The organism is Nocardia sp. NPDC102475, from assembly GCF_055584605.1.
Window position 1 is genome coordinate 1 of sequence record NZ_JBVJLS010000013.1, and the last position, 20,606, is coordinate 20,606.

Annotated in this window: 22 protein-coding genes; 1 reads left to right on the top strand and 21 read right to left on the bottom strand. The window is 65.3% G+C overall.

Features of this window, described 5'->3' with window-relative positions:
• A partial coding sequence (locus ACZ60G_RS23180) for a hypothetical protein (RefSeq protein ID WP_465812173.1) occupies positions 1–242 on the top strand: 242 nt, incomplete at its 5' end.
• Positions 243–529: 287 nt separating this feature from the next.
• On the opposite strand, the gene murA is transcribed toward ACZ60G_RS23180, so the two are convergent.
• From murA to thrC, 21 genes are all read right to left on the bottom strand, one after another.
• On the bottom strand, positions 530–1,789 hold the full coding sequence (gene murA / locus ACZ60G_RS23185) for a UDP-N-acetylglucosamine 1-carboxyvinyltransferase (protein ID WP_387294049.1): 1,260 nt from the start codon (positions 1,787–1,789) through the stop codon (positions 530–532).
• A gap of 150 nt (positions 1,790–1,939) precedes the next feature.
• Positions 1,940–2,521, bottom strand: coding sequence for a cob(I)yrinic acid a,c-diamide adenosyltransferase (locus tag ACZ60G_RS23190; protein ID WP_465812174.1), 582 nt, complete (start codon positions 2,519–2,521; stop codon positions 1,940–1,942).
• Positions 2,522–2,530: 9 nt separating this feature from the next.
• Positions 2,531–2,953, bottom strand: a complete 423-nt coding sequence (locus ACZ60G_RS23195) for a DUF2550 domain-containing protein (protein ID WP_040687141.1) — start codon at positions 2,951–2,953, stop codon at positions 2,531–2,533.
• 274 nt (positions 2,954–3,227) lie between these two features.
• Positions 3,228–3,602, bottom strand: a complete 375-nt coding sequence (locus tag ACZ60G_RS23200; RefSeq protein WP_040687139.1) for a F0F1 ATP synthase subunit epsilon — start codon at positions 3,600–3,602, stop codon at positions 3,228–3,230.
• 6 nt (positions 3,603–3,608) lie between these two features.
• The gene (atpD, locus tag ACZ60G_RS23205; protein ID WP_063047772.1) at positions 3,609–5,051 is read right to left on the bottom strand and encodes a F0F1 ATP synthase subunit beta; all 1,443 of its coding nucleotides are present in this window, start codon (positions 5,049–5,051) and stop codon (positions 3,609–3,611) included.
• Positions 5,052–5,069: 18 nt separating this feature from the next.
• Positions 5,070–6,041 (bottom strand): F0F1 ATP synthase subunit gamma, encoded by a 972-nt coding sequence (locus tag ACZ60G_RS23210; protein WP_327095760.1) that lies wholly within the window; start codon positions 6,039–6,041, stop codon positions 5,070–5,072.
• Positions 6,042–6,172: 131 nt separating this feature from the next.
• Positions 6,173–7,810: a F0F1 ATP synthase subunit alpha gene (gene atpA, locus ACZ60G_RS23215; RefSeq protein WP_465812176.1), complete on the bottom strand. Its 1,638-nt coding sequence runs from the start codon at positions 7,808–7,810 to the stop codon at positions 6,173–6,175.
• A 49-nt stretch (positions 7,811–7,859) separates the two neighbouring features.
• A complete protein-coding gene (locus ACZ60G_RS23220) occupies positions 7,860–8,666 on the bottom strand; it encodes a F0F1 ATP synthase subunit delta (protein WP_465812177.1) in 807 nt (268 codons plus the stop codon).
• A gap of 19 nt (positions 8,667–8,685) precedes the next feature.
• Positions 8,686–9,246 (bottom strand): F0F1 ATP synthase subunit B, encoded by a 561-nt coding sequence (locus ACZ60G_RS23225; RefSeq protein WP_364393234.1) that lies wholly within the window; start codon positions 9,244–9,246, stop codon positions 8,686–8,688.
• Between the two features lie 7 nt (positions 9,247–9,253).
• Positions 9,254–9,502 (bottom strand): ATP synthase F0 subunit C, encoded by a 249-nt coding sequence (locus ACZ60G_RS23230; RefSeq protein ID WP_063047767.1) that lies wholly within the window; start codon positions 9,500–9,502, stop codon positions 9,254–9,256.
• Between the two features lie 72 nt (positions 9,503–9,574).
• Positions 9,575–10,423, bottom strand: coding sequence for a F0F1 ATP synthase subunit A (gene atpB, locus ACZ60G_RS23235; RefSeq protein WP_465812179.1), 849 nt, complete (start codon positions 10,421–10,423; stop codon positions 9,575–9,577).
• Between the two features lie 243 nt (positions 10,424–10,666).
• Complete coding sequence (locus ACZ60G_RS23240) at positions 10,667–11,122, bottom strand: hypothetical protein (RefSeq protein ID WP_465812181.1); 456 nt, start codon at positions 11,120–11,122, stop codon at positions 10,667–10,669.
• A gap of 103 nt (positions 11,123–11,225) precedes the next feature.
• Positions 11,226–12,368 (bottom strand): glycosyltransferase family 4 protein, encoded by a 1,143-nt coding sequence (locus ACZ60G_RS23245; protein ID WP_040687108.1) that lies wholly within the window; start codon positions 12,366–12,368, stop codon positions 11,226–11,228.
• A gap of 40 nt (positions 12,369–12,408) precedes the next feature.
• Positions 12,409–13,074, bottom strand: a complete 666-nt coding sequence (locus tag ACZ60G_RS23250) for an L-threonylcarbamoyladenylate synthase (RefSeq protein WP_040687133.1) — start codon at positions 13,072–13,074, stop codon at positions 12,409–12,411.
• A 72-nt stretch (positions 13,075–13,146) separates the two neighbouring features.
• Positions 13,147–14,019, bottom strand: coding sequence for a peptide chain release factor N(5)-glutamine methyltransferase (gene prmC / locus ACZ60G_RS23255; protein WP_465812551.1), 873 nt, complete (start codon positions 14,017–14,019; stop codon positions 13,147–13,149).
• Positions 14,020–14,050: 31 nt separating this feature from the next.
• A complete protein-coding gene (gene prfA, locus ACZ60G_RS23260) occupies positions 14,051–15,121 on the bottom strand; it encodes a peptide chain release factor 1 (protein ID WP_465812183.1) in 1,071 nt (356 codons plus the stop codon).
• Positions 15,122–15,205: 84 nt separating this feature from the next.
• Positions 15,206–15,436: a 50S ribosomal protein L31 gene (gene rpmE / locus ACZ60G_RS23265; protein WP_387294037.1), complete on the bottom strand. Its 231-nt coding sequence runs from the start codon at positions 15,434–15,436 to the stop codon at positions 15,206–15,208.
• A 430-nt stretch (positions 15,437–15,866) separates the two neighbouring features.
• Positions 15,867–15,989 (bottom strand): hypothetical protein, encoded by a 123-nt coding sequence (locus tag ACZ60G_RS23270; RefSeq protein ID WP_465812186.1) that lies wholly within the window; start codon positions 15,987–15,989, stop codon positions 15,867–15,869.
• A gap of 82 nt (positions 15,990–16,071) precedes the next feature.
• The gene (rho, locus tag ACZ60G_RS23275; protein ID WP_465812188.1) at positions 16,072–18,201 is read right to left on the bottom strand and encodes a transcription termination factor Rho; all 2,130 of its coding nucleotides are present in this window, start codon (positions 18,199–18,201) and stop codon (positions 16,072–16,074) included.
• A 345-nt stretch (positions 18,202–18,546) separates the two neighbouring features.
• Entirely contained in the window at positions 18,547–19,503 is a 957-nt protein-coding gene (gene thrB, locus ACZ60G_RS23280; protein ID WP_465812190.1) for a homoserine kinase, read from the bottom strand.
• 25 nt (positions 19,504–19,528) lie between these two features.
• Positions 19,529–20,590, bottom strand: a complete 1,062-nt coding sequence (thrC, locus tag ACZ60G_RS23285; protein WP_465812553.1) for a threonine synthase — start codon at positions 20,588–20,590, stop codon at positions 19,529–19,531.
• Positions 20,591–20,606: the final 16 nt, after the last annotated feature.

Sequence of the window (20,606 nt, forward strand, 5' to 3'; positions counted from 1 at the left end):
CCAGGATCAAACTCTCCGTTGAAGACTCTCAACCACACCCCCAAAAAGAGGGCGCAATCAGAAGAATTAACCAGAGTCCGAAAACCTTGGCAAAATCAAACGCCAGCAAAAAGTATTTGCTGACTAAATATCCAGCCCTCACCATACGGGGGTATGAAAGGACCGGAACCAAAAAATATTTGGCACTGACATTCATCGACACACTATTGAGTTCTCAAAGAACACACGCACACACCATCTAGCGGGTTTGACCCCGGTCGATCGGTGAGGCAACTTATCCAGCTTAGCTCAGCCGTGAACCCAATTCAAAATCGGGGTCTCGTTCGAGCTAGTGTGATCGTCAGGCGCTCAACGTCCTACCTCGTTTCCCTGGTCCTTCGCCCAGCCTTTCGGCTCAGCGCGTGGGCCCCGGGTCGGTGTCCGTGTCGCTCTGACTCGAATAAAGTTACGTGTCGGTGTGCACGATGTCAAATCGCCTGGTCAGGAACGGTTTTCGACAAGAGGTGATCGTCGCCTTCCGTTCACATGATCAATCCGCGGCGCCGACTCGCTCCACCTGACCACCCAACGCCTGCAGCTGCTCGACGAAATTCGGGTAGCCGCGGTCGATATGGAAGACGTCGTGCACCTCAGTAGTGCCATCGGCAACCAGACCGGCAAGTACCAAACCGGCGCCGGCCCGAATATCCGACGACCACACCGGCGCACTCGACAGCCGCGGAATTCCGCGCACCACCGCGTGATGCCCATCCGTCCGCGCGTCGGCGCCCAGCCGGATCATCTCCTCCACGAAACGGAACCGCGCCTCGAAGATGTTCTCGGTGATCATCGAGGTGCCGTCCGCAATCGCGGCCAGACCGATGGCCATCGGCTGCAGATCGGTCGGGAATCCGGGGAAAGGCAGCGTCGAGAAATTCACCGCGCGCGGCCGATCAGCCTGGATCACCCGGAAACCATCCGGTTCGAATGAGATACGCGCACCGGCCGAGCGCAGCTTGTCCAGCACGAGGGACAGATGCTTGGGGTTCACACCGGTGACCCGGACATCGCCCATGGTCATCACCGCGGCGATCCCCCAAGTCGCGGCGACGATCCGGTCGCCGATCACCTGGTGCGTCGTCGGCGCGAGCCGCTCGACCCCCTGAATGGTGAGCACCGAGGTACCCGCGCCGCTGATCCGCGCTCCCATCCGAACAAGCATGTTGCACAGATCGACGATGTCGGGTTCCCGGGCCGCGTTATCGATCACCGTCTCCCCCTCGGCCAGCACCGCCGCCATGAGGATGTTCTCGGTAGCGCCCACCGAGGGAAAGTCCAGCCTGATCCGCGCACCCTGTAGTTCTTCGGCGCGCGCGACCACACAACCGTGCTCGATTTCGCTGGTCGCGCCGAGCAGACGCAGACCCGCCTGATGCATATCCAATGGCCGCGAACCGATCGCGTCACCACCGGGCAGGGCGACAACAGCGCGCTTACACCGCGCCATCAGCGGACCGAGCACACAGACCGAAGCGCGGAACTGCGTAACCGCCGGAAAATCCGCGTGGTACTTGGGCTCCGCAGGCGTGTTGATCGTGACGACCGACCCGTCGATCGTGACGTCGCAGCCGAGGCCGCGCAGCACATCACCCATCAACGGCACATCGAGGATGTCCGGGCAGTTCGTAATGGTGGTCGTGCCTTCGGCCAGCAATGCAGCCGCCATCAACTTGAGGACGCTGTTCTTGGCACCCCCGACCGCGACCTCACCGACGAGTCGATTCCCGCCAGTAACCAAAAACCGTTCCATGCCGCCTCTCCGCGTATTCGGCGCACTGTTGGTGCAAAGGATAGTTGCGTTGCGGTCCGGTGGTAGCAGTGCCGGGGTTATATCCAGGTAGCTGGGACGACTTTCGGGGTGTCCAGCAACTTTTGCGCGTGTCGGTGCGGATCGGACGGTTCACGAACCACCTTGTTCGCCACCAGGCTTCCACAACACGTCACCGCCCGGGTTGGCGACACGGCTGAGGATGAACAGCAGGTCGGAGAGGCGGTTCAGGTACTTGGCCGGAAGGATATTCGTATCGTCCGGATGCGCCTGCACCGCGGCCCATGCCGAACGCTCCGCCCGCCGGGCCACCGTACGAGCAGTGTGCAGCAGGGCGGCCAGCGGCGTACCGCCGGGCAGAATGAACGAATTCAGTGCGGGCAGATCGGCATTGAATTCATCGCACCAGGCTTCGAGACGGTCGATATAGGGCTGGGTGATGCGCAGCGGCGGATACTTCGGCTCCTCGACCACCGGGGTCGAAAGATCCGCGCCCGCATCGAACAGATCGTTCTGCACCTGGCGCAATACCTTCAGCAACTCCGGGGCGGGGTCGCCGAGCGCGACGGCTACACCGATGGCGGCGTTCGTTTCGTCACAGTCGGCATAGGCGACCAGCCGCGGATCGGTTTTGGCCACCCGCGAAAAATCGCTGAGACCGGTCGTCCCGTCGTCGCCGGTCCGCGTATAGATCCGCGTCAGGTGCACATTCACGAGTTCAGCCTAGAGTCCGGGCAGCCGACGGGTGCGATCCGAGGGCCGGGATTCGACCCAGGAGAGGAAGGCGGCCAATGAGCCGCGGTCCAGGGCCAATTCGTAATTGCCGTCATTATCGGAAACCGCGGTCACCGCGATCTCATCGGTCATGATGTCGTATTCATCGCCACGCGGGCCGCGCCGATCACCGATCTCGATGCCCTGGCGTCGAATGGTGGAGTCGGGGCCCAGTTTCAGACTGGAGAGCTTGTAGAAGACGAGGCGATCCTCGTCATATCGAATCAGGCCGTGCCGCCACCCCTGACCGCCGCGCGCGGGCAGCACCCGCAGAATCGCGGCGGTGCCGCCGCGGCGCAGCATGATCAGCCGGTAGGTGGAGGCCAACGCCAACAGAACGAGCGTGAGCACCAGAATGATCAGGAGAACCATCCCGGTCTGCAATGCCGTTCGTCCCTTCGTTCCGCCGCCGTGTCGACGACACGGTATTCGATTGGCGGTGTTCGCAGGCCTCCGTGGTTACGCAGGCTACCGCCTCCGGGCCTGATGCTCACACCGCGTGCGGCCATTCAACCACGGCCCCGAGTTTACAAATGGCTTGGCCTTGTCTTTGAACGTTCGAAGCCGGAAACGGCGCTGTCGGCGGCGAATACCTTCGCCGCCGACAGCGCCGTGCTATCGGGTCATACCCAATCCTGCTGCGGTACTACGCCTTCGCCTCTTCGACCGCGCGCACCTGGCCCTGGGCCGCGATCTTCGCTTCCTCGGAGGCATCGGCGTCGGCCAGCACCCGACGGGCCGCCTCGACGTCGATCTCATCGGCGAACTCCGCGGATTCGGCCAGCACCCGGACCGAGGTCGCGGTCACCGAGAAGAACCCACCGTGCACCGCCGCGGTGATCCGCTCACCCTCGGTGGGCACGATGCTCACGATGCCGCCCTCGACCAGCTGGCCGAGCAGCGGCTCGTGACCCGCCATGATGCCGATCTGACCTTCGGTGGTCTGCGCGCTGACGAACGTCGCCTGGCCGGACCAGAGCAAACGTTCGACGGCGACCAGATCAACTGACATCTCCGCCATGGGTGACTACTTTCCGGCGATCTTCTTCGCGGCCGCCTCGACGTCGTCGAGACCACCGCAGGAGTTGAACGCCTGCTCCGGGAAGTGGTCGAACTCGCCCTTGCAGACGCGGTCGAACGCCTCGATGGTGTCGGTCAGCGGCACCACGGAGCCCGGCTGGCCGGTGAACTTCTCGGCCACGATGAAGTTCTGGCCGAGGAACTTCTCCAGACGACGGGCCCGGCCGACGAGGACCTTGTCCTCTTCGGAGAGCTCGTCCATGCCGAGGATGGCGATGATGTCCTGCAGTTCCTTGTACTTCTGCAGGATCCGCTTCACCTCGTTGGCGACCCGGAAGTGCTCCGCACCGACGATCGAGGCCTCCAGGATGCGGGAGGTCGAGGTCAGCGGGTCGACGGCCGGATAGATGCCCTTCTGCGAGATCGGGCGGGAGAGCTCGGTCGTCGCATCGAGGTGGGCGAAGGTGGTCGCCGGGGCCGGGTCGGTGTAGTCGTCGGCAGGCACGTAGATGGCCTGCAGCGAGGTGATGGACCGACCACGGGTCGAGGTGATGCGCTCCTGCAGCTCACCCATCTCGTCGGCCAGGGTGGGCTGGTAACCGACGGCCGAAGGCATGCGGCCGAGCAGGGTCGACACCTCGGAACCGGCCTGGGTGAACCGGAAGATGTTGTCGATGAACAACAGCACGTCCTGGTGCTGCACATCACGGAAGTACTCGGCCATGGTCAGGGCCGACAGCGCGACGCGCATACGGGTGCCCGGCGGCTCGTCCATCTGGCCGAAGACGAGGGCGGTGTCCTGGAGGACGCCCATCTCTTCCATTTCCAGGTGCAGGTCGGTGCCCTCACGGGTGCGCTCACCGACGCCCGCGAACACCGAGGTGCCGGAGAACTCCCGCGCGATACGGGTGATCATCTCCTGGATCAGAACGGTCTTGCCGACACCGGCACCACCGAACAGACCGATCTTGCCGCCCTTCACGTACGGGGTCAGCAGGTCGATGACCTTGATGCCCGTCTCCAGGATCTCGGTCTTACCCTCGAGCTGGTCGAATGACGGAGGCTTGCGGTGAATGCCCCACTGCTCGCCGTCGCGGCCGAGGCCCGGGGTGTCGAGGCAGTCGCCGAGGGCGTTGAACACGTGGCCCTTGGTGATGTCGCCGACGGGCACCGAGATCGGCTTGCCGGTGTCGGTGACGGTGGCGCCACGGACCAGACCGTCGGTGGGCTGCATCGAGATGGTGCGCACGATGTTGTCACCGAGGTGCTGGGCGACCTCGAGGGTCAGGGTCTTGGCCACCGAGGTCAGGGTGATCTCGGCGTGCAGAGCGTTGAACAGCTCAGGGATGGAACCCCGCGGGAACTCGACGTCCACGACGGGGCCGATGACGCGGACGACGCGACCTGTTTTCGCGCCGGTCCGGCTCTCTTGTGTGACTGCTGCGGTCATTTTTCTCTTCCTGCGCCTTTAGTCGCGGTCCGAGCTCGAAGCCAGCGCGTTCACGCCGCCGACGATTTCGCTGATTTCCTGCGTGATCTGGGCCTGCCGCACCGAATTCGCCTGCCGGGTAAGCACATTGGCCAGTTCGTTGGCGTTGTCGGTGGCTGCCTTCATTGCGGTGCGCCGAGCCGCGGACTCGGATGCCGCTGCCTCGAGCAACGATGAGTAGATGCGCGTGTTGATGTACTTGGGCAGCAGCGCCGCCAGCAGCACATCGGCATCGGGCTCGAACTCGTACTGCGCGGTGAGTTCCGCGGTCGGCGAGTCGGTGAAGCTGTCCTCACCCATGTCGTAGTCTTCGTCGACATAGCTGACCTGGATCGGCGCCAGGCGACGCACCTCGGGGGTCTGGGTCAGCATCGAGACGAAACGGGTGTACACGATGTGCAACTCGTCGACGCCCTCGATATTGCCCACCCCGTTCGGGGCCGGAACCTCAGCCTCGGAGCCCGCCATGAACGCGTCCACCAGGTGGTGGCACGCGGCCGTGGCATCGTTGTACTTCGGCTGCTGGGAGAACCCGGTCCACGCGTTGACCACCGGCCGATTCCGGAAGGTGTAGTACGTGAGGCCCTTATTGCCCATCACGTACAGCACCGGCTCCTTGCCCTCGCCACGCAGGGTGACCATGAGCTCCTCGGCGCGCTTGAGCACGTTGGAGTTGTAGCCACCGCACATGCCGCTGTCACTGGTGATCACCAGGACGGCGGCGCGGCGCGGGTTGGCCCGCTCGGTCAGCAGCGGGTGCGACAGATTCGTCGACGCACTCGCGAGTTCGCCGAGGACCTTGGTGATCTCCTCGGCGAACGGCTTCGCGGCCGCAACCCTGGCCTGGGCCTTGGAGATTCGCGAGGTCGCGATCAGCTCCTGGGCCTTGGTGATCTTCTTGATCGAACTCACACCACGAATGCGGGAGCGCAATTCACGCAAGCTTGCCATCAGCGGTTCACACTCCCTTCATTCGACGGTGTCGGATTGCAGCATTCCCGGGGCACTGCGTGGTTACGCAAGCTACCGCCTCCGTGCCCGTCGCTCATGCTGCGGATCGAATAACGCATCAGCGGGCTCGATTACTTCTCGACGTGCTTGCGGGTCACCGACAGCGATTCGACCTCTTCATGGTCGAGCTCACCGGCGGCGGCCTCGTTCACGACGCGCGAGCCGTCGGAAGCGAGGAAGCCCTGCTTGAACTTGTCGGTGGCCGCCTTGATGGCATCGCCGTTCTCGTTGTCGAGGACCTTGCCGCCCTGGATCGACTTGAAGGCGTCGGCCGCGCTGCGGTGCAGATCCTCGAGCAGTTCCACGTTGAAGCGACGGATGTCGGCAACCGGAACCGAGTCGAAGTAGCCGGCGTCGACCAGGAAGATCGAGACGATCTGGTCTTCGACCGGAACCGGCGAGTACTGGTCCTGCTTGAGCAACTCGACCCAGCGGGCACCGCGCTCCAGCTGTGCGAGCGAGGCGGCGTCGAGGTCGGAGGCGAAGGCGGAGAACGCCTCCAGCTCGCGGTACTGCGCCATTTCCAGACGCAGCGAACCGGCGACCTTCTTCATGCCCTTGGTCTGGGCGGCGCCACCGACACGGGAGACCGAGGTACCGACGTTGATCGCCGGACGGACACCCTTGTTGAACAGGTCGGACTCGAGGAAGACCTGGCCGTCGGTGATGGAGATGACGTTGGTCGGGATGAACGCCGAGATGTCGTTGGCCTTGGTCTCGATGATCGGCAGACCCGTCATCGAGCCGGCGCCCATCTCGTCGGACAGCTTCGCGCAACGCTCCAGCAGACGCGAGTGCAGGTAGAAGACGTCACCCGGATACGCCTCGCGACCCGGCGGACGACGCAGCAGCAGTGAGATGGCGCGGTACGCCTCAGCCTGCTTGGTCAGGTCGTCGAACACGATCAGGACGTGCTTGCCCTGGTACATCCAGTGCTGGCCGATCGACGAACCGGTGTAGGGCGCAAGCCATTTGAAGCCGGCCGAGTCCGAGGCGGGGGCCGCGACGATGGTGGTGTACTCCATCGCACCGTGCGATTCCAGCGCGGTCTTCACGCCCGCGATGGTGGAACCCTTCTGACCGATCGCGACGTAGATGCAGCGAACCTGCTTGGTCGGGTCGCCGGTCTCCCAGTTCGCCTTCTGCGCCAGGATCGCGTCGATGCAGACCGCGGTCTTACCGGTCTTGCGGTCGCCGATGATCAGCTGACGCTGACCACGACCGATGGCGGTCAGGGCGTCGATGGCGGTGATGCCGGTGGCCAGCGGCTCCTCAACCGGCTGACGCTGCAGCACGGACGCGGCCTGCAACTCCAGCACGCGCTGCTCTTCGGCCTCGACCTCGCCGAGGCCGTCGATCGGCTGACCGAGCGGGTTGACCACGCGGCCGAGGAACTTGTCACCGACGGGGACCGAGAGCACGTCGCCGGTGCGGCGAACCTGCTGGCCCTCTTCGATTTCCGCGAACTCGCCGAGGATGACCGCACCGATCGCGCGGTCCTCGAGGTTCAGCGCGACGCCGAGCACACCACCCGGGAACTCGAGCAGTTCATTGGCCATCGCCGAAGGCAGGCCGCTGACGTGCGCGATGCCGTCACTGCAGTCGGTTACCACGCCGACTTCTTCGATGGAGGTTTCCGGGGTGTAGCTCTGGGTGTAGCTCTCGATCGCGCTACGGATCTCATCGGTGGAGATCGTCAGCTCCGCCATAGTCTTCCTGCTCTCGCTGTCTGGTCTGGATGTCGGGGGTGGTGGGTCGTCAGGCCAGAGCCCGACGCAGCCGTTCCAAGCGGCCGGTGGCGCTGCCGTCGATCAGGTCGTCGCCGACCTGCACCACGACGCCGGTCAGCAGACTCGGATCGACCTGCACGTGCACCGTGACCGGCTTGCCGTAGATGCGCTGCAACGACGCCCCGAGGTGGTCGCGCTGCTGGTCGGTCAGCGCGACCGCGGCACGCACATGCGCGACGATCTGATCGCGCCGCGCGGCCGCGAGATCGGACAACTCGCCGAATGCGCCGCCGATATTCGTCGACCGGGTGACCACCTGTTCCGCCAGGGTCTGGGTGATGGTCTCGGTCTTGCCCGCGAGCAGCCGGTCGATCAGTTCGCGCTTGGCCGCTGCGGGCTTCGCACGATCCGAAAGTGCCTGCTCCAGTTCGGGATTGTCGCCGATGATCCGGCCGAGCCGGAACAATTCGTCCTCGACCGCCCCGAGTCGTCCGCTGTCGGCGGCGGACTCCAGCAACGCCTCCTGGCCGAGCAACACCAGGGTGTCGACCAAATCGGCGGTGCGCGACCAGTTCTGGGCCACCGCGGTGGTCAGCACCGCCAGGGTGGCGGGGCTGACCTTGCCGCTGAAGACCCGCTCGCTGAGTTCGGCGCGCGCCGACCCGGGCACCGACACGTCCGCGAGCGCAACACGCAGCGAACGCTGGTCATCCAGCACGGCGACAACGGCGAACAGTTCCGACCCCGTTGTGGCCGCAACACTGTCGCTTCCGGTCAGAGCGGCCCGAAGTGCCTCCCGTGCCCGGGAGCTTGCCTCGCGGCTCGCTGCGTACATGCTTCTCACTTTCGCGTCGCTACCTTCCGACCCCGATGCCGGCATCCGACTGATCGAGTTCGGACAGGAACCGGTCGATCGAGGCCGCTTGCTTAGCTTCGTCCGAAACCGACTGTCCGATAATCTTTTCGGCCAAATCGACGGCAGTTTTGCCGACTTCGGCGCGCAGCTCGGTCAGGATCTGCTGGCGCTGTGCTTCCAGCTGGCTGTGACCGGCGGCGACGATGCGGTCGCTTTCGGCCTGTGCTTCCGCGCGCATCTGCGCGAGGATCTGCTGGCCCTGGGTGCGTGCGTCCTCACGGATGCGCGCGGCCTCGAGCCGGGCGTCAGCCAACTGCTGCTGGTACTGCTGCAGCGTCAGCTGGGCTTCTTCCTGCGCGGCCTCGGCCCGCTGGATTCCACCCTCGATCTTGTCCGCACGTTCATCCAACACCTTGATAAGGCGGGGGATGACGTACTTGTAGAAAATGGCGCCGACGATCGCAATGCAGACCACCGACCAGACAATGTCGTAGGTCTCGGGGATGAGGGGATTGATGTCCTCCCCTGTCTCCGCCGCGAGCATAGAAAGCGTGCTCATAGCAATCTCAGAAGATGAAGCCGGCCACAAGGCCGATCAGGGCGAGGGCCTCGGTGAACGCGATACCGAGGAACATGTTGGTACGGATGGTGCCCTGGAGCTCGGGCTGCCGGGCGATGCCCTCGATGGCCTTACCGACCACGATGCCGACGCCGATGCCGGGGCCGATGGCGGCGAGACCGTAGCCGATGGCGCCGAAGCCCTTGAACTTCTCGGTGGTGGTGGCGGCTTCCTGGGCCAGGTACGCGAGGCTCATGAGTCTTCCATTCCCTTTCTTTTGCTCACCCGCCGGTCGGCGTGGTGCAGCAGATATCCGGTAGGTGTGCGGTCAGTGCGAATCGGCGTGTTGTGCGAGTCCGATGTAAACGGCGGTCAGCAGCGCGAAAACGTAGGCCTGCAGGAAGATGACCAGCAGTTCGAACAGCGTGAACCCGAGTCCGGCCAGCAGCGAGAACGGCGAGAACACCTTCATCCAGGCCGCGGCGTCGAACAAGAAGAACCAGGTAGCGCTGAAGAACAGCACCAGCATGATGTGGCCGGCCAGCATGTTCGCCATGAGTCGGACGGTCAGCGTGAACGGACGCAGGATGAACGTCGAGACGAACTCGATCGGAATCAGCAACACGTGCAATGCGGGCGGAACATTCGGAACGACGATGCTGCTGCGCATATAGGTGACGAACCCGTACTTCTTGATACCCACGAAGTTGAATGCGAGGTACGCGATGAGGGCCAGCACCAGCGGCATGCCGATTCGGGCGTTCGACGAGATGTTCAGCCCCGGAATGATGCCGGAGAAGTTGAGGAAGAGAACCGCGAAGAAGATCGTCGCGATCAATGGGAAGTACTTGCGACCGGATTCCTTGCCGAGCACCTCCTCACAGATCTGGTCCTTGACGAAGACCAAACCGGTTTCGGCGATGTTCTGCAGACCACGCGGGACGATGCGAGGATTGCGGAATGCCAGCACCATGACGAGCACCAATGCGGCGGTCATCACCAGCCGGATCAGCATCAAACGGTCGAGTTCGAACGGCGTACCCTCGAACAGCACTGCTGGAGGGAAGAAGTCGGACAGCGATGGCGCGTGGAACTCGCCCGCCAAAGTGGTGACGCTCAGCGTTCTCTCCCGTGTTCGGGCCGCGGGTACGGTCATTCCCGCGGTTCGATCGGACATTGACGATCAATTGGGTCGACTCAGGTCGGCTCGAAATTCGTCAGCAGCTGTGCGGCATCCCGCGCGGGCGTCTGTACGTAGTGTCGGCGACATTCGTCGACATGCAGAACCGGAACCCCTCGGAGCCCGGCACGGCAGTAAGCATAGCGGCAGTTGGCGGGATCTCGGTGATCCCCCCTTGCTTGGTCGCTTGCTTACCAACACTTTACCAAGTTATCTACGACAGCGTGTAGGTGGGGGCGATTATTGCTGCGCAGAGGGCAAATCGGACTCACCGGTCGGTACGTTTACGTACGGAACCTTCTGCCGCAGAACGCCATACGTCTCCGCGCCGAGCACGACGAGCAAGGACCCGACCACGGTCAGGAACAGTGCCATCCGGTCGTAGAAGTCGAACCGCTGCAGCACCGCGATCACGATCATCGCGACCAGCAGCTTCCCCACCCAACTCACCAACATGACCAGGCCCGCGGTGCTCGCCGGCAGCTTCGCGCCGAACAGCACGACGGCCGCGGTGGTGAGAATGAAGCCGCCGCCGATGGCCGCGCCGAGCAGTGCGCCCCAGAGTCCGGACAGGCCCGCGACGGCCGAGGCGATGGCCACCGAAACCACCACCAACACGGCCAAACCGATCACGCCGTAGCGCAGCGCCGCCTTCAGCGGGGCGTCGGGACCGGGGACAGGGTTAATGAGACTCACGACTGCGCCTCGCTGGCGCTCGGCTCCGTCGTTCCTCTGGACGCTGTGTTCATGGTTCGCTCGCTTCGCTCCCTCACGACCCGAACTTTACCTGGAGCTTGCTTTACGAATCCGCGGGCTCTTTGCGCCGCAGGCCCGGTATAGCGGTCACCACCAGCGCGAAAACCAGCCCGCCCGCCATCATCAACACCACAATCCGGCGGTCATGGATCAGCGAAGTGCCGACGGCACCGAAGGCGAGCACACCGACCCACAAATAGATCACCAGCACAACGCGACGGTGCGAATGTCCGATCTGCAACAGCCGGTGATGCAAGTGCATTTTGTCCGGTGTCGAGAAACTCACACCGGCCCGAACCCGGCGCACGATCGCCAACAGCAGATCCAATACCGGAATGAACATCACCGCACCGACGAGCAGCAGCGGCGAAAGCAGACCGACGATGTCGCGAGGTCCGTAGCCCGCCAAATTGATTCGGCCCGAGGCGCCCGTCGACACCGCGGCCAACATGAGCCCGATCAACATCGATCCGGAATCACCCATGAATATCCGGGCGGGCGAAAAGTTGTGTGGCAGAAATCCCATGCAGGCGCCAGCCAGCGCGGCGGCGAGCAGGGCAGGCGGATATGTGTCGACCGAACCGCCCTGGCTGTAAAGCAGGCCGACGGTGAACACGAAGACCGCACCCGCGCAGATCAGACCCAACCCGGCCGCGAGGCCGTCGAGTCCGTCGACGAAATTCATCGCGTTGACCAGCGTCACCGTAATGCCGACCGTGACCAGGCCGCCCTGCAGCGCGTCCAGCACCACTGTCGTGTCATTGAACGGGTTGTATATGACGTACCAGCTCAGGCCCATCACCGCCATCACACCGGCGGCGGTGACCTGACCCGCGAATTTGGTCAGCGCGTCCAGGCCCCAGCGGTCGTCGACGATGCCGACGAGCACGATGAGCGTGGCCGCCACCAGCACCGCCGGAATATCCGGCGCGTAATCGAACCCCCTTCGCAGCGCGGGCAATTGGTGCGCGAACAGCACCGCGGCGACCACCCCGACGTACATGCCGACGCCGCCCATTCGCGGAATCGGTTTGACGTGCACATCGCGCTCGCGCGGCACAGCCACCGCACCGAAGGCGATGGCGAGCACCCGAATCCCACCGGTGGCCAGGAAGGTCACCGTGCCCGAGATGAGAAGCACGAGCAGCAGCTCGCGCAAAGGAACTACCGCACCCGAACCGATCATCCGTTTATCTGATCCGCCATCTGATCACTGCGTCCCGAGGTCACCGCGTCGCGACGCTGGTCAGCGCCTCCGGGGACATTCCGAGCACATCGGCGATATCGCCGACCGGAACCGCGCCCGCGCGCAGGATCCGCGGCTGATCGGCGGTGAGGTCGACGATGGTGGACGCGATCGCATGTTCGGCCGGGCCGCCGTCGAGATAGACGCCGACCAGATCACCGAGCTGATCGCGCGCCTCGGCGGCGGTCTTGGCGGGCGGCTGTCCGGAGACATTGGCGCTGGAGACCGCGAGCGGGCCGACCTCGCGCAGCAGTTCCAGCGCGACCGGGTGCAGCGGCATCCGCAGCATGACCGTGCCACGGGTGTCACCCAGGTCCCAGGCGAGCGAAGGCGCCTGCTGCACAACGAGACTCAACCCACCGGGCCAGAATGCCCGGATCAGCTCGCGGGCCTGCGGGCGCACCGAGAACACCAGACCATCGATGGTGTGCCAGGAGCCGACCAGCACCGGTACCGGCATATCGCGACCACGCCGCTTGGCGGCGAGCAGATCGCTCACCGCAGTGGAATCGAACGCGTCCGCGGCCAGGCCGTACAAGGTATCGGTCGGCAGTACGACCAGCCGGCCGGATTTCAGGGCACTGGTGGCCGCGGTCAGTCCGGCGGCGCGCGAGTCGGGATCCGCGCAGTCGTAGACGGTACTCACGGCCACCATCCTGTCACGCGTGCCACTCGATGCCACCATCGGCGGGGTTGGTTCGATCCCATGGTCGCCGGGTCAAGCCCGAGTCGCGGCGACGAAGCGGGGCTTACCCGCGAGGTCCGGATGCTCGACAATGTCGGTGAAGTCACCCTGTTCGGCCAGCAGAGCGGCGAGATCGGAGCCGTTGGTGTCGTCGTGTTCGATGGCGCAGGAGCCGCCGGAGCGCAGCAGACGGGTGATGGTGGGGATCATCCGACGGATGACGTCCAGCCCGTCCGGACCGCCGAAGAGGGCCAGATGCGGATCGTGATCGGCGACCTCGGGATCGAGTTCGGCGCCTTCGGGAATGTATGGCGGATTGGCGACGACGAGATCGACCGCACCGTTCGATTCGGTGAGCAGATTCGGATCGGTGACATCGTCGGCGTACAGGGTGATCGGGGTGTCGCCCTCGGCAATGCGCAGATCGGCATTGCGGCGCGCCCACCGCAGGGCCGCCGGATCGATTTCGATCGCGTGCACGTCCGCATCCGGGCGGGCCTGTGCAATGGCAAGTGCCAGCGCACCGGAACCGGTGCACAGATCGACGACGACCGGTGTGTGATCGTGCGGCAGCGCCTCCAATTGCGCCAGTGCCCAGGCGAACAGCAACTCGGTCTCGGGACGGGGCACGAAGACGCCGGGGCCGACCGCGAGTTCGATTTCGCCGATCGCCGCGGTGCCGGTCAGGTGCTGCAGCGGAATTCGCTGCGCGCGCCGGTCCACCAGCGCTCGATAGTCCTCGAGCAGTTCCGGCGCGACCAGCGGGGTCAGCACCAGCCGGGTCCGATCGACACCGAGCAGGTGGGCGGCCAAATGCTCGGCATCGGCCTGCGGACTGTGCACGCCCGCCGACCGGAGAGTTTCGACTGCCTGGTTGATGGCGGGGCGCAACGCCACACGCGTCATGGACATAGCGTCGACTCTGCCCGAACCGTACTTACTCCGCGGCCATTCGGGCTTCGCGATCGGCCTTGCCCAGGGCATCCAGGAGTGCGTCCATATCACCGTCGAGTACGGCGTCGAGGTTGTGCGCCTTGAAACCGATGCGGTGATCGGTGATGCGGTTTTCCGGGAAGTTGTAGGTGCGGATGCGCTCGGAGCGGTCCACGGTGCGGATCTGGCTGGCCCGACCCGCGGCGGCCTCCTGATCGGCCTGTTCCTCGGCGAGCGCCTGCAGTCGAGCCGCGAGCACCTGCATGGCGCGGGCCTTGTTCTGCAGCTGAGAACGCTCGTTCTGGCAGGTCACCACGACGCCCGAGGGCAGGTGGGTGATGCGGACCGCGGAGTCGGTGGTGTTGACGCCCTGGCCGCCCTTGCCGGAGGAGCGGTAGACGTCGATGCGCAGATCCGACTCGTCGATCTGTACCTCTTCGACCTCGTCGGGCTCCGGGTAGATCAGTACACCGGCCGCCGAGGTGTGGATGCGGCCCTGCGATTCGGTCACCGGAACCCGCTGGACGCGGTGCACGCCGCCCTCGAATTTGAAGCGGGACCAGACACCGTCGCGCGCGGCGTCGCGGCTCTTGATGGAGATGGTCGCGTCCTTGTAGCCGCCCAGGTCGGAGACGTTCACATCGAGAATTTCGACCTTCCACCCATGCCGCTCGGCATAGCGGACGTACATGCGGGCCAGATCCGAGGCGAACAGCGCCGATTCCTCACCGCCCTCACCGGATTTCACCTCGAGCACCACATCGTCGCCGTCGTGCGGGTCGCGCGGGGCCAGCAGATCCGCGAGTGTCTGCTCCAGCTCGGTGACCTGTTGTTCCAGGTCCGGCACCTCGGCGGCGAAGGACGCGTCGTCGGCCGCGAGTTCCTGCGCCGCGGCGAGATCGTCGCGGGCGGACTTCAGCTTGTTGTAGGTGGCCATGATCGGGGCCAGTTCGGCGAACCGTTTGCCGACCCGGCGGGCGGCACCCGGATCGTTGTGCAGCGCCGGATCGGCGAGCTGCGTTTCCAGGCCCGCGTGCTCGGCCAGAATGTCATCGATCGCGGACGGTTGCGTCACGGTGCTTCCTCTCGTTATCCGTACTGGCCACACAAAAGCGCCGACGCCCGGCCTGCAGTGCAGGACCGGGCGTCGGCGGGGAAGCTACTTTGCGTCGGCCTTCTTGCCGGCACGCTTGCCGTAGCGAGCCTCGAAGCGGGCCACGCGACCACCGGTGTCGAGGATCTTCTGCTTGCCGGTGTAGAACGGGTGGCACTGCGAGCAGACCTCGACGGTGATGTGTCCCGACTCCTTGGTGCTGCGAGTCTGGAAGGTGTTGCCGCAACCACAGACGACCGTGGTCTCGACATACGACGGGTGAATTCCTGCCTTCATGGGTGTCCTCTCGATACTGGCCGCCGGGTCGCCCGCGCAGATCGCGAGGACGTGAACCGGAGCCGACTTAGGCGGGAGGCCTGCTCGTCGGAGCAGACGCAACGACCGCTCAGTATGCCAGAACGGTGGTTACGCTCCCAAAACACCCCAGACCCCCGGTTTGTTCCCGCCCCCTAGGTAGTCCCCCAAGTCCCTTGCCAATTGAACTACTGGCACGCGTTGATCGTGTTCTTACGGAACCCTTAATACAGGTAGTCAACTACTCGTGGATACGAACACCAATGTTCATAGAGTTTTAGGCCTGATGCACATCGGCGTGCCGAGACAGAAGGGAGAACACTGTGAACAGCCGCGTTGCTCTGGCGGTCTTCGTTTCGTTGATTCTCACTGTCGCGGTCGGCTGGTTGACCACTCCGGTTCGCCCGGACACCTACGCGTACGCGAAACCCACTGCCGCACAGTTCGACCCGGCCACTACCGCCGCGAACAGCGGTAGCCCGGCCGCCATGACCGCGATCATCCTGGCCTTCATGATCGCTGGCGCGGCAGGCATAGGTCTCGCGTTCTTCAGCCCGAGAACGCCGAAAGGGCCCCGCGTATACGGAGCCCCTTCGACAGTGAAACCGGTCTTCGACCTACTCGTCCAGCGCGCCCGGCGCGGTCTTGCTGACCTGCATCAGGAACTCAAGGTTGTTCTTGGACTTCTTCAGACGGTCGATCAGCAGATCGATCGCCTGGTGCGAGTCCAGGCCGGACAGTACGCGACGCAGCTTGTGCAGCACCGCCGCCTCGTCGGGGCTGAGCAGTAGCTCGTCCTTACGAGTACCGGACGGGTTGACGTCGACGGCCGGGAACACGCGCCGTTCCGCGATCTTGCGGTCCAGCTTGAGTTCGGCGTTACCGGTGCCCTTGAACTCCTCGAAGATCACCGTGTCACCGGTCGAACCGGTCTCGACCATGGCGGTCGCGATGATGGTGAGCGAGCCGCCGTTCTCGATATTGCGCGCCGCGCCGAGGAACCGCTTGGGCGGGTACAGGGCGGTCGAGTCGACACCACCGGAGAGGATGCGGCCCGATGCTGGCGAGGAGTTGTTGTAAGCGCGGCCCAATCGGGTGATCGAGTCGAGCAGCACCACAACGTCTTTGCCCATTTCCACCAGGCGCTTGGCGCGCTCGATGGCCAGTTCGGCGACCGAGGTGTGATCTGACGGCGGACGGTCGAAGGTCGAGGCGATGACCTCGCCCTTCACCGAACGCTGCATATCGGTGACCTCTTCCGGACGCTCGTCGACCAGCACAACCATGAGGTACACCTCAGGGTTGTTGATGGCGATGGCGTTCGCGATGTCCTGCATGATCGTCGTCTTACCGGCCTTGGGCGGGGAGACGATCAGGGCGCGCTGGCCCTTACCGATCGGCATGATCAGGTCGATGACACGGGTGGTCAGCTTGTTCGGCTGGGTCTCCAGGCGCAGACGCTGGTTCGGGTACAGCGGGGTGAGCTTGCTGAACTCGGGCCGCCGCTTCGCCGCGTCGACCTCACCGCCGTTGACCGTGTCCAGACGCACCAGCGGATCGAACTTCTGGCGCTGGTTGCTCTGCTCACCGTCGCGCGGGGCGCGCACCGCACCGGTGATCGCGTCACCGCGGCGCAGGCCGTTCTTGCGGACCAGGTTCATCGAGACGTAGACGTCGTTCGGACCGGCCAGGTAGCCGGAGGTGCGCACGAAGGCGTAGTTGTCCAGCACATCGAGGATGCCCGCGACCGGCTGCAGGACATCGTCCTCGCGGATCTCGAGCTCGCGGGCCTCACCGCCACCGGTGCCACCCTCGCGGTCGCGACCACGACGACGTTCCCGGAACCGGCGTCCCCGCCGTCCGCGACCGCCCTCGTCCTCGTCACCGCCACGATTGGCCTCGCCGCGGCCGCCGCCCTCGCCGCCGCGGCCGCCGTTGGCACTGCCGTTCTGGTTGCGGTCACCACCCTGGCTGCGTTCGCCGCCCTGGCTGCGTTCGCCACCCTGATTGCGGTCGCCGCCCTGGCTGCGCTCGCCACCCTGGCTGCGCTCGCCACCCTGGCTGCGCTCGCGGCGGCGTTCGCCCTGCTCCTGCTCCTGCCTGGGCTCGTCTGCACGGGCCTCGCCCGCGGCCCCATCGCCACCGGCGCGCGCCTGGTCGCGACCGCGACGCTGCCTGCCGCGACCGCGCTGACCACCCTCGCGACCGGAATCGTCGGTGGTCTCCGCCGGCGCGGCCTCGGTCTGGGCCTGATCGGACTTCGACTCGGCAGACTTCTCGGCGGCCCTCGGCGCTGCGGATTCGGCGACGGCCTCCTTCGCGACAGCCTGCTTCGCCGGAGCGTCCTTGGTCTGGGCTTCCTTCGCCGGAGCGGGAGCCTCCTTCACCGGGGCAGAAGCGGCGGGCGTCACGTCGAGGGTGCCCTGCTCGGCCTTCGCCGACGCCGCCTTGGCGGCGTCCGCATCGGACTTCACCTCGCCTCGCGCGGACTTTTCCGCCTTCGCCGACTTTCCGGCCTGATTTTCCTTGATGGCGGCGATCAAATCGCCCTTGCGCATTCCAGAGGTGCCTCGGATACCGAGCTCCCCCGCGAGCGCGCGCAATTGCGGCAACAGCATTCCAGTCAGCCCCGATCGTGCGACGTCGGTTTGTTCGCTCATCTTCGAAATCTGTCCGGAGTCACTTTCGCGGTCCCCTGCCGGGTTGGAATCCACCCCGGGTGTCGCGAGCAGGTCCGTATCTGTCACGGAAATCCTTTCCTTCCCTCGATTGCCGTGTGCTGTTTCGAGGGTTTCGTCCCGCAGTCCGTGCGTTCTGCCGGACTCGGATGCGAGGGCCGAGCACAAAGCTCGGACCGGCGCTTTTTGCCGTATCACCTGCCCCGCCGGACCGGCGGCTTCGCCACCAGTTCCCGAAAGGTGGGAGAGATCATTCCAGTTGCGCAGCTACGCAGCACCCCCATGGCCTGGAGGCTCGAGCCTGGAGCCTGCTGGAGCGATTGCCCTGATGAAGCACCGGCGTCTGATGCGCACGATGTACGGACGTGCTCAGGATAGCTGGCAACCTGGAACATCGGCAAGGCAGACGCGCCGTCAGTCGACCTGGACGCCTTCCGCGAGTCCCGGCTCGACTACGCGGAGCCCGTCTATGGCCGCGAGTTGGCGGAGTTCGGCGGGGAATTCGCTGGTACCCAAGGCCAGTACGGTCGGTCCCGCGCCGGATACCGTGGCCGCGATCCCGGCCGCACGCAGCCGGGCGATCCATTCGGTGGTCAGCGGCAGTGCGGGCGCGCGCTGGGTCTGATGCAGACGATCGGCCGTCGCGGGCAGGAGCAGGTCGGTACGTTGCGTCAGGGCGACCACCGCGAGCGCGGCGCGGCTGACATTGAATGCGGCATCGCCATGCGGCACGACCTCGGGCAACAGGCCGCGGGTATGCGCGGTCGAGGAGCGCTCTTCGGGAATCAGCACCACCGGACGCAGCGTGGGATGCGGATCGAGGCGCACCGCACGGTAGACGCGGCCGTGATCGGACGCCGCAGCACCGTCGCTTGCGGCGTCCGCGGCGGTTTCAGTCCAGGACACCACGATTCCGCCGAGCACGCTGGCCGCGGCATTGTCCGGATGACCTTCGAATTCCGATGCGAGCTGGACCAATTGGTCACTGCCCATGGCCAATGCCGGATCCAATTTGGCGGCGAGACCGCAGCCGGCGGCGAGCCCGCCGACCACCGCCGAGGCCGACGAACCGAGACCGCGCGAATGCGGAATTACGTTGCGGCACACCACATCGAGACCATCCGCCCAGACGCCCGCCGCCTCCAGGCCGCGCTCGATCGCGCGCACCACGAGATGTGAAGGGCCCCATGGCACATCGTCGGCGCCCTCGCCCTCCACTCGGATGGTAAGGCCGGAATCGGTAGTGCGCACCTCGATCTCGTCGTAGATGCCCAAAGCCATACCGAGCGAATCGAATCCGGGGCCGAGATTGGCACTGGACGCGGGCACCCGCGCGGTCACGGACAGACCGGCGGGCAGCGTCCTCGTCATCAGTTGGCTTTCGCGCGAATTCAACTCAGGCCAGCTCGAGTTCGTGGGCGACCGCGATCGGGTCGACCGGAATCGCCTGCACCTGCGGCATTCCCGCGAGCGCGTTATCCGGATCCTTGAGGCCGTTGCCGGTCACCGTGCACACGACGGTCAGCCCGGAATCCAGCCACCCCTCCTTGCGCGCGGCGAGCAGGCCGGCGATGCTGGCCGCCGACGCGGGCTCGACGAAAACGCCCTCGGTCGCGGCGACCAGTCGGTATGCCTCCAGGATCTCCTCGTCGGTGGCGGCGCGGAAGGCGCCGCCGGACTGCTCCTTGGCCTCCACCGCGCCGTTCCAGGACGCGGGTGCGCCGATCCGGATGGCGGTGGCGATCGTCTCCGGATCCTTGACCGGGGCACCGTTGACCAGCGGCGCGGCGCCCGCGGCCTGCACACCGAGCATGCGCGGCAGGCCGGTGGTGATGCCGTCGGCGTAGTACTCGCGGTAACCGCGCCAGTAGGCGGTGATATTGCCCGCATTGCCCACTGGGAGGGCGTGCACGTCGGGCGCCTTGCCGAGCACATCGCAGATCTCGAACGAGGCGGTCTTCTGGCCCTCGATACGGGCCGGATTCACCGAATTCACCAGACCGACGGTCGGGAATTCCGCGGTGACCTTGCGCGCCAGCTCGAGACAGTCGTCGAAATTGCCGTCGACCTGGATGATCTTCGCGCCGAGCATAACGGCCTGGGCCAGCTTGCCCATGGCGATTTTGCCCTGCGGAATCAGCACCGCACAGCTCATCCCGGCCCGGGTCGCGTAGGCGGCGGCCGATGCCGAGGTGTTGCCGGTGGACGCGCACAGCACGGCCTTCTGCCCGCGGTACTTCGCGTCGGTGATGGCCATGGTCATGCCGCGGTCCTTGAAGGATCCGGTCGGATTCAGGCCCTCGACCTTGAGATACACATCACAGCCGGTCAGCTGCGAGAGGTGCGGTGCGGGCACCAGCGGGGTGCCGCCCTCGTACAGGGTGACCGGGTCCCACTCGGCGGCGCCCGCCAGCCGATCGCGATACGCGGCGATCAGGCCCGGCCACCGCGAGTGCACACCTGCCTGCGGCGCA

Excerpts from the sequence above, each read along its gene's own strand:
- murA (WP_387294049.1), bottom strand. The coding sequence starts at position 1,789 with ATGGAACGGTTTTTGGTTACTGGCGGGAATCGACTCGTCGGTGAGGTC.
- ACZ60G_RS23195 (WP_040687141.1), bottom strand. The coding sequence starts at position 2,953 with ATGGTTCTCCTGATCATTCTGGTGCTCACGCTCGTTCTGTTGGCGTTG.
- ACZ60G_RS23200 (WP_040687139.1), bottom strand. The coding sequence starts at position 3,602 with ATGGCGGAGATGTCAGTTGATCTGGTCGCCGTCGAACGTTTGCTCTGG.
- atpD (WP_063047772.1), bottom strand. The coding sequence starts at position 5,051 with ATGACCGCAGCAGTCACACAAGAGAGCCGGACCGGCGCGAAAACAGGT.
- ACZ60G_RS23210 (WP_327095760.1), bottom strand. The coding sequence starts at position 6,041 with ATGGCAAGCTTGCGTGAATTGCGCTCCCGCATTCGTGGTGTGAGTTCG.
- atpA (WP_465812176.1), bottom strand. The coding sequence starts at position 7,810 with ATGGCGGAGCTGACGATCTCCACCGATGAGATCCGTAGCGCGATCGAG.
- ACZ60G_RS23220 (WP_465812177.1), bottom strand. The coding sequence starts at position 8,666 with ATGTACGCAGCGAGCCGCGAGGCAAGCTCCCGGGCACGGGAGGCACTT.
- ACZ60G_RS23225 (WP_364393234.1), bottom strand. The coding sequence starts at position 9,246 with ATGAGCACGCTTTCTATGCTCGCGGCGGAGACAGGGGAGGACATCAAT.
- ACZ60G_RS23230 (WP_063047767.1), bottom strand. The coding sequence starts at position 9,502 with ATGAGCCTCGCGTACCTGGCCCAGGAAGCCGCCACCACCACCGAGAAG.
- atpB (WP_465812179.1), bottom strand. The coding sequence starts at position 10,423 with ATGTCCGATCGAACCGCGGGAATGACCGTACCCGCGGCCCGAACACGG.
- ACZ60G_RS23245 (WP_040687108.1), bottom strand. The coding sequence starts at position 12,368 with ATGATCGGTTCGGGTGCGGTAGTTCCTTTGCGCGAGCTGCTGCTCGTG.
- prmC (WP_465812551.1), bottom strand. The coding sequence starts at position 14,019 with ATGACGCGTGTGGCGTTGCGCCCCGCCATCAACCAGGCAGTCGAAACT.
- rpmE (WP_387294037.1), bottom strand. The coding sequence starts at position 15,436 with ATGAAGGCAGGAATTCACCCGTCGTATGTCGAGACCACGGTCGTCTGT.
- ACZ60G_RS23270 (WP_465812186.1), bottom strand. The coding sequence starts at position 15,989 with ATGCCTGCCGCGCCAGCGATCATGAAGGCCAGGATGATCGCGGTCATG.
- thrB (WP_465812190.1), bottom strand. The coding sequence starts at position 19,503 with ATGACGAGGACGCTGCCCGCCGGTCTGTCCGTGACCGCGCGGGTGCCC.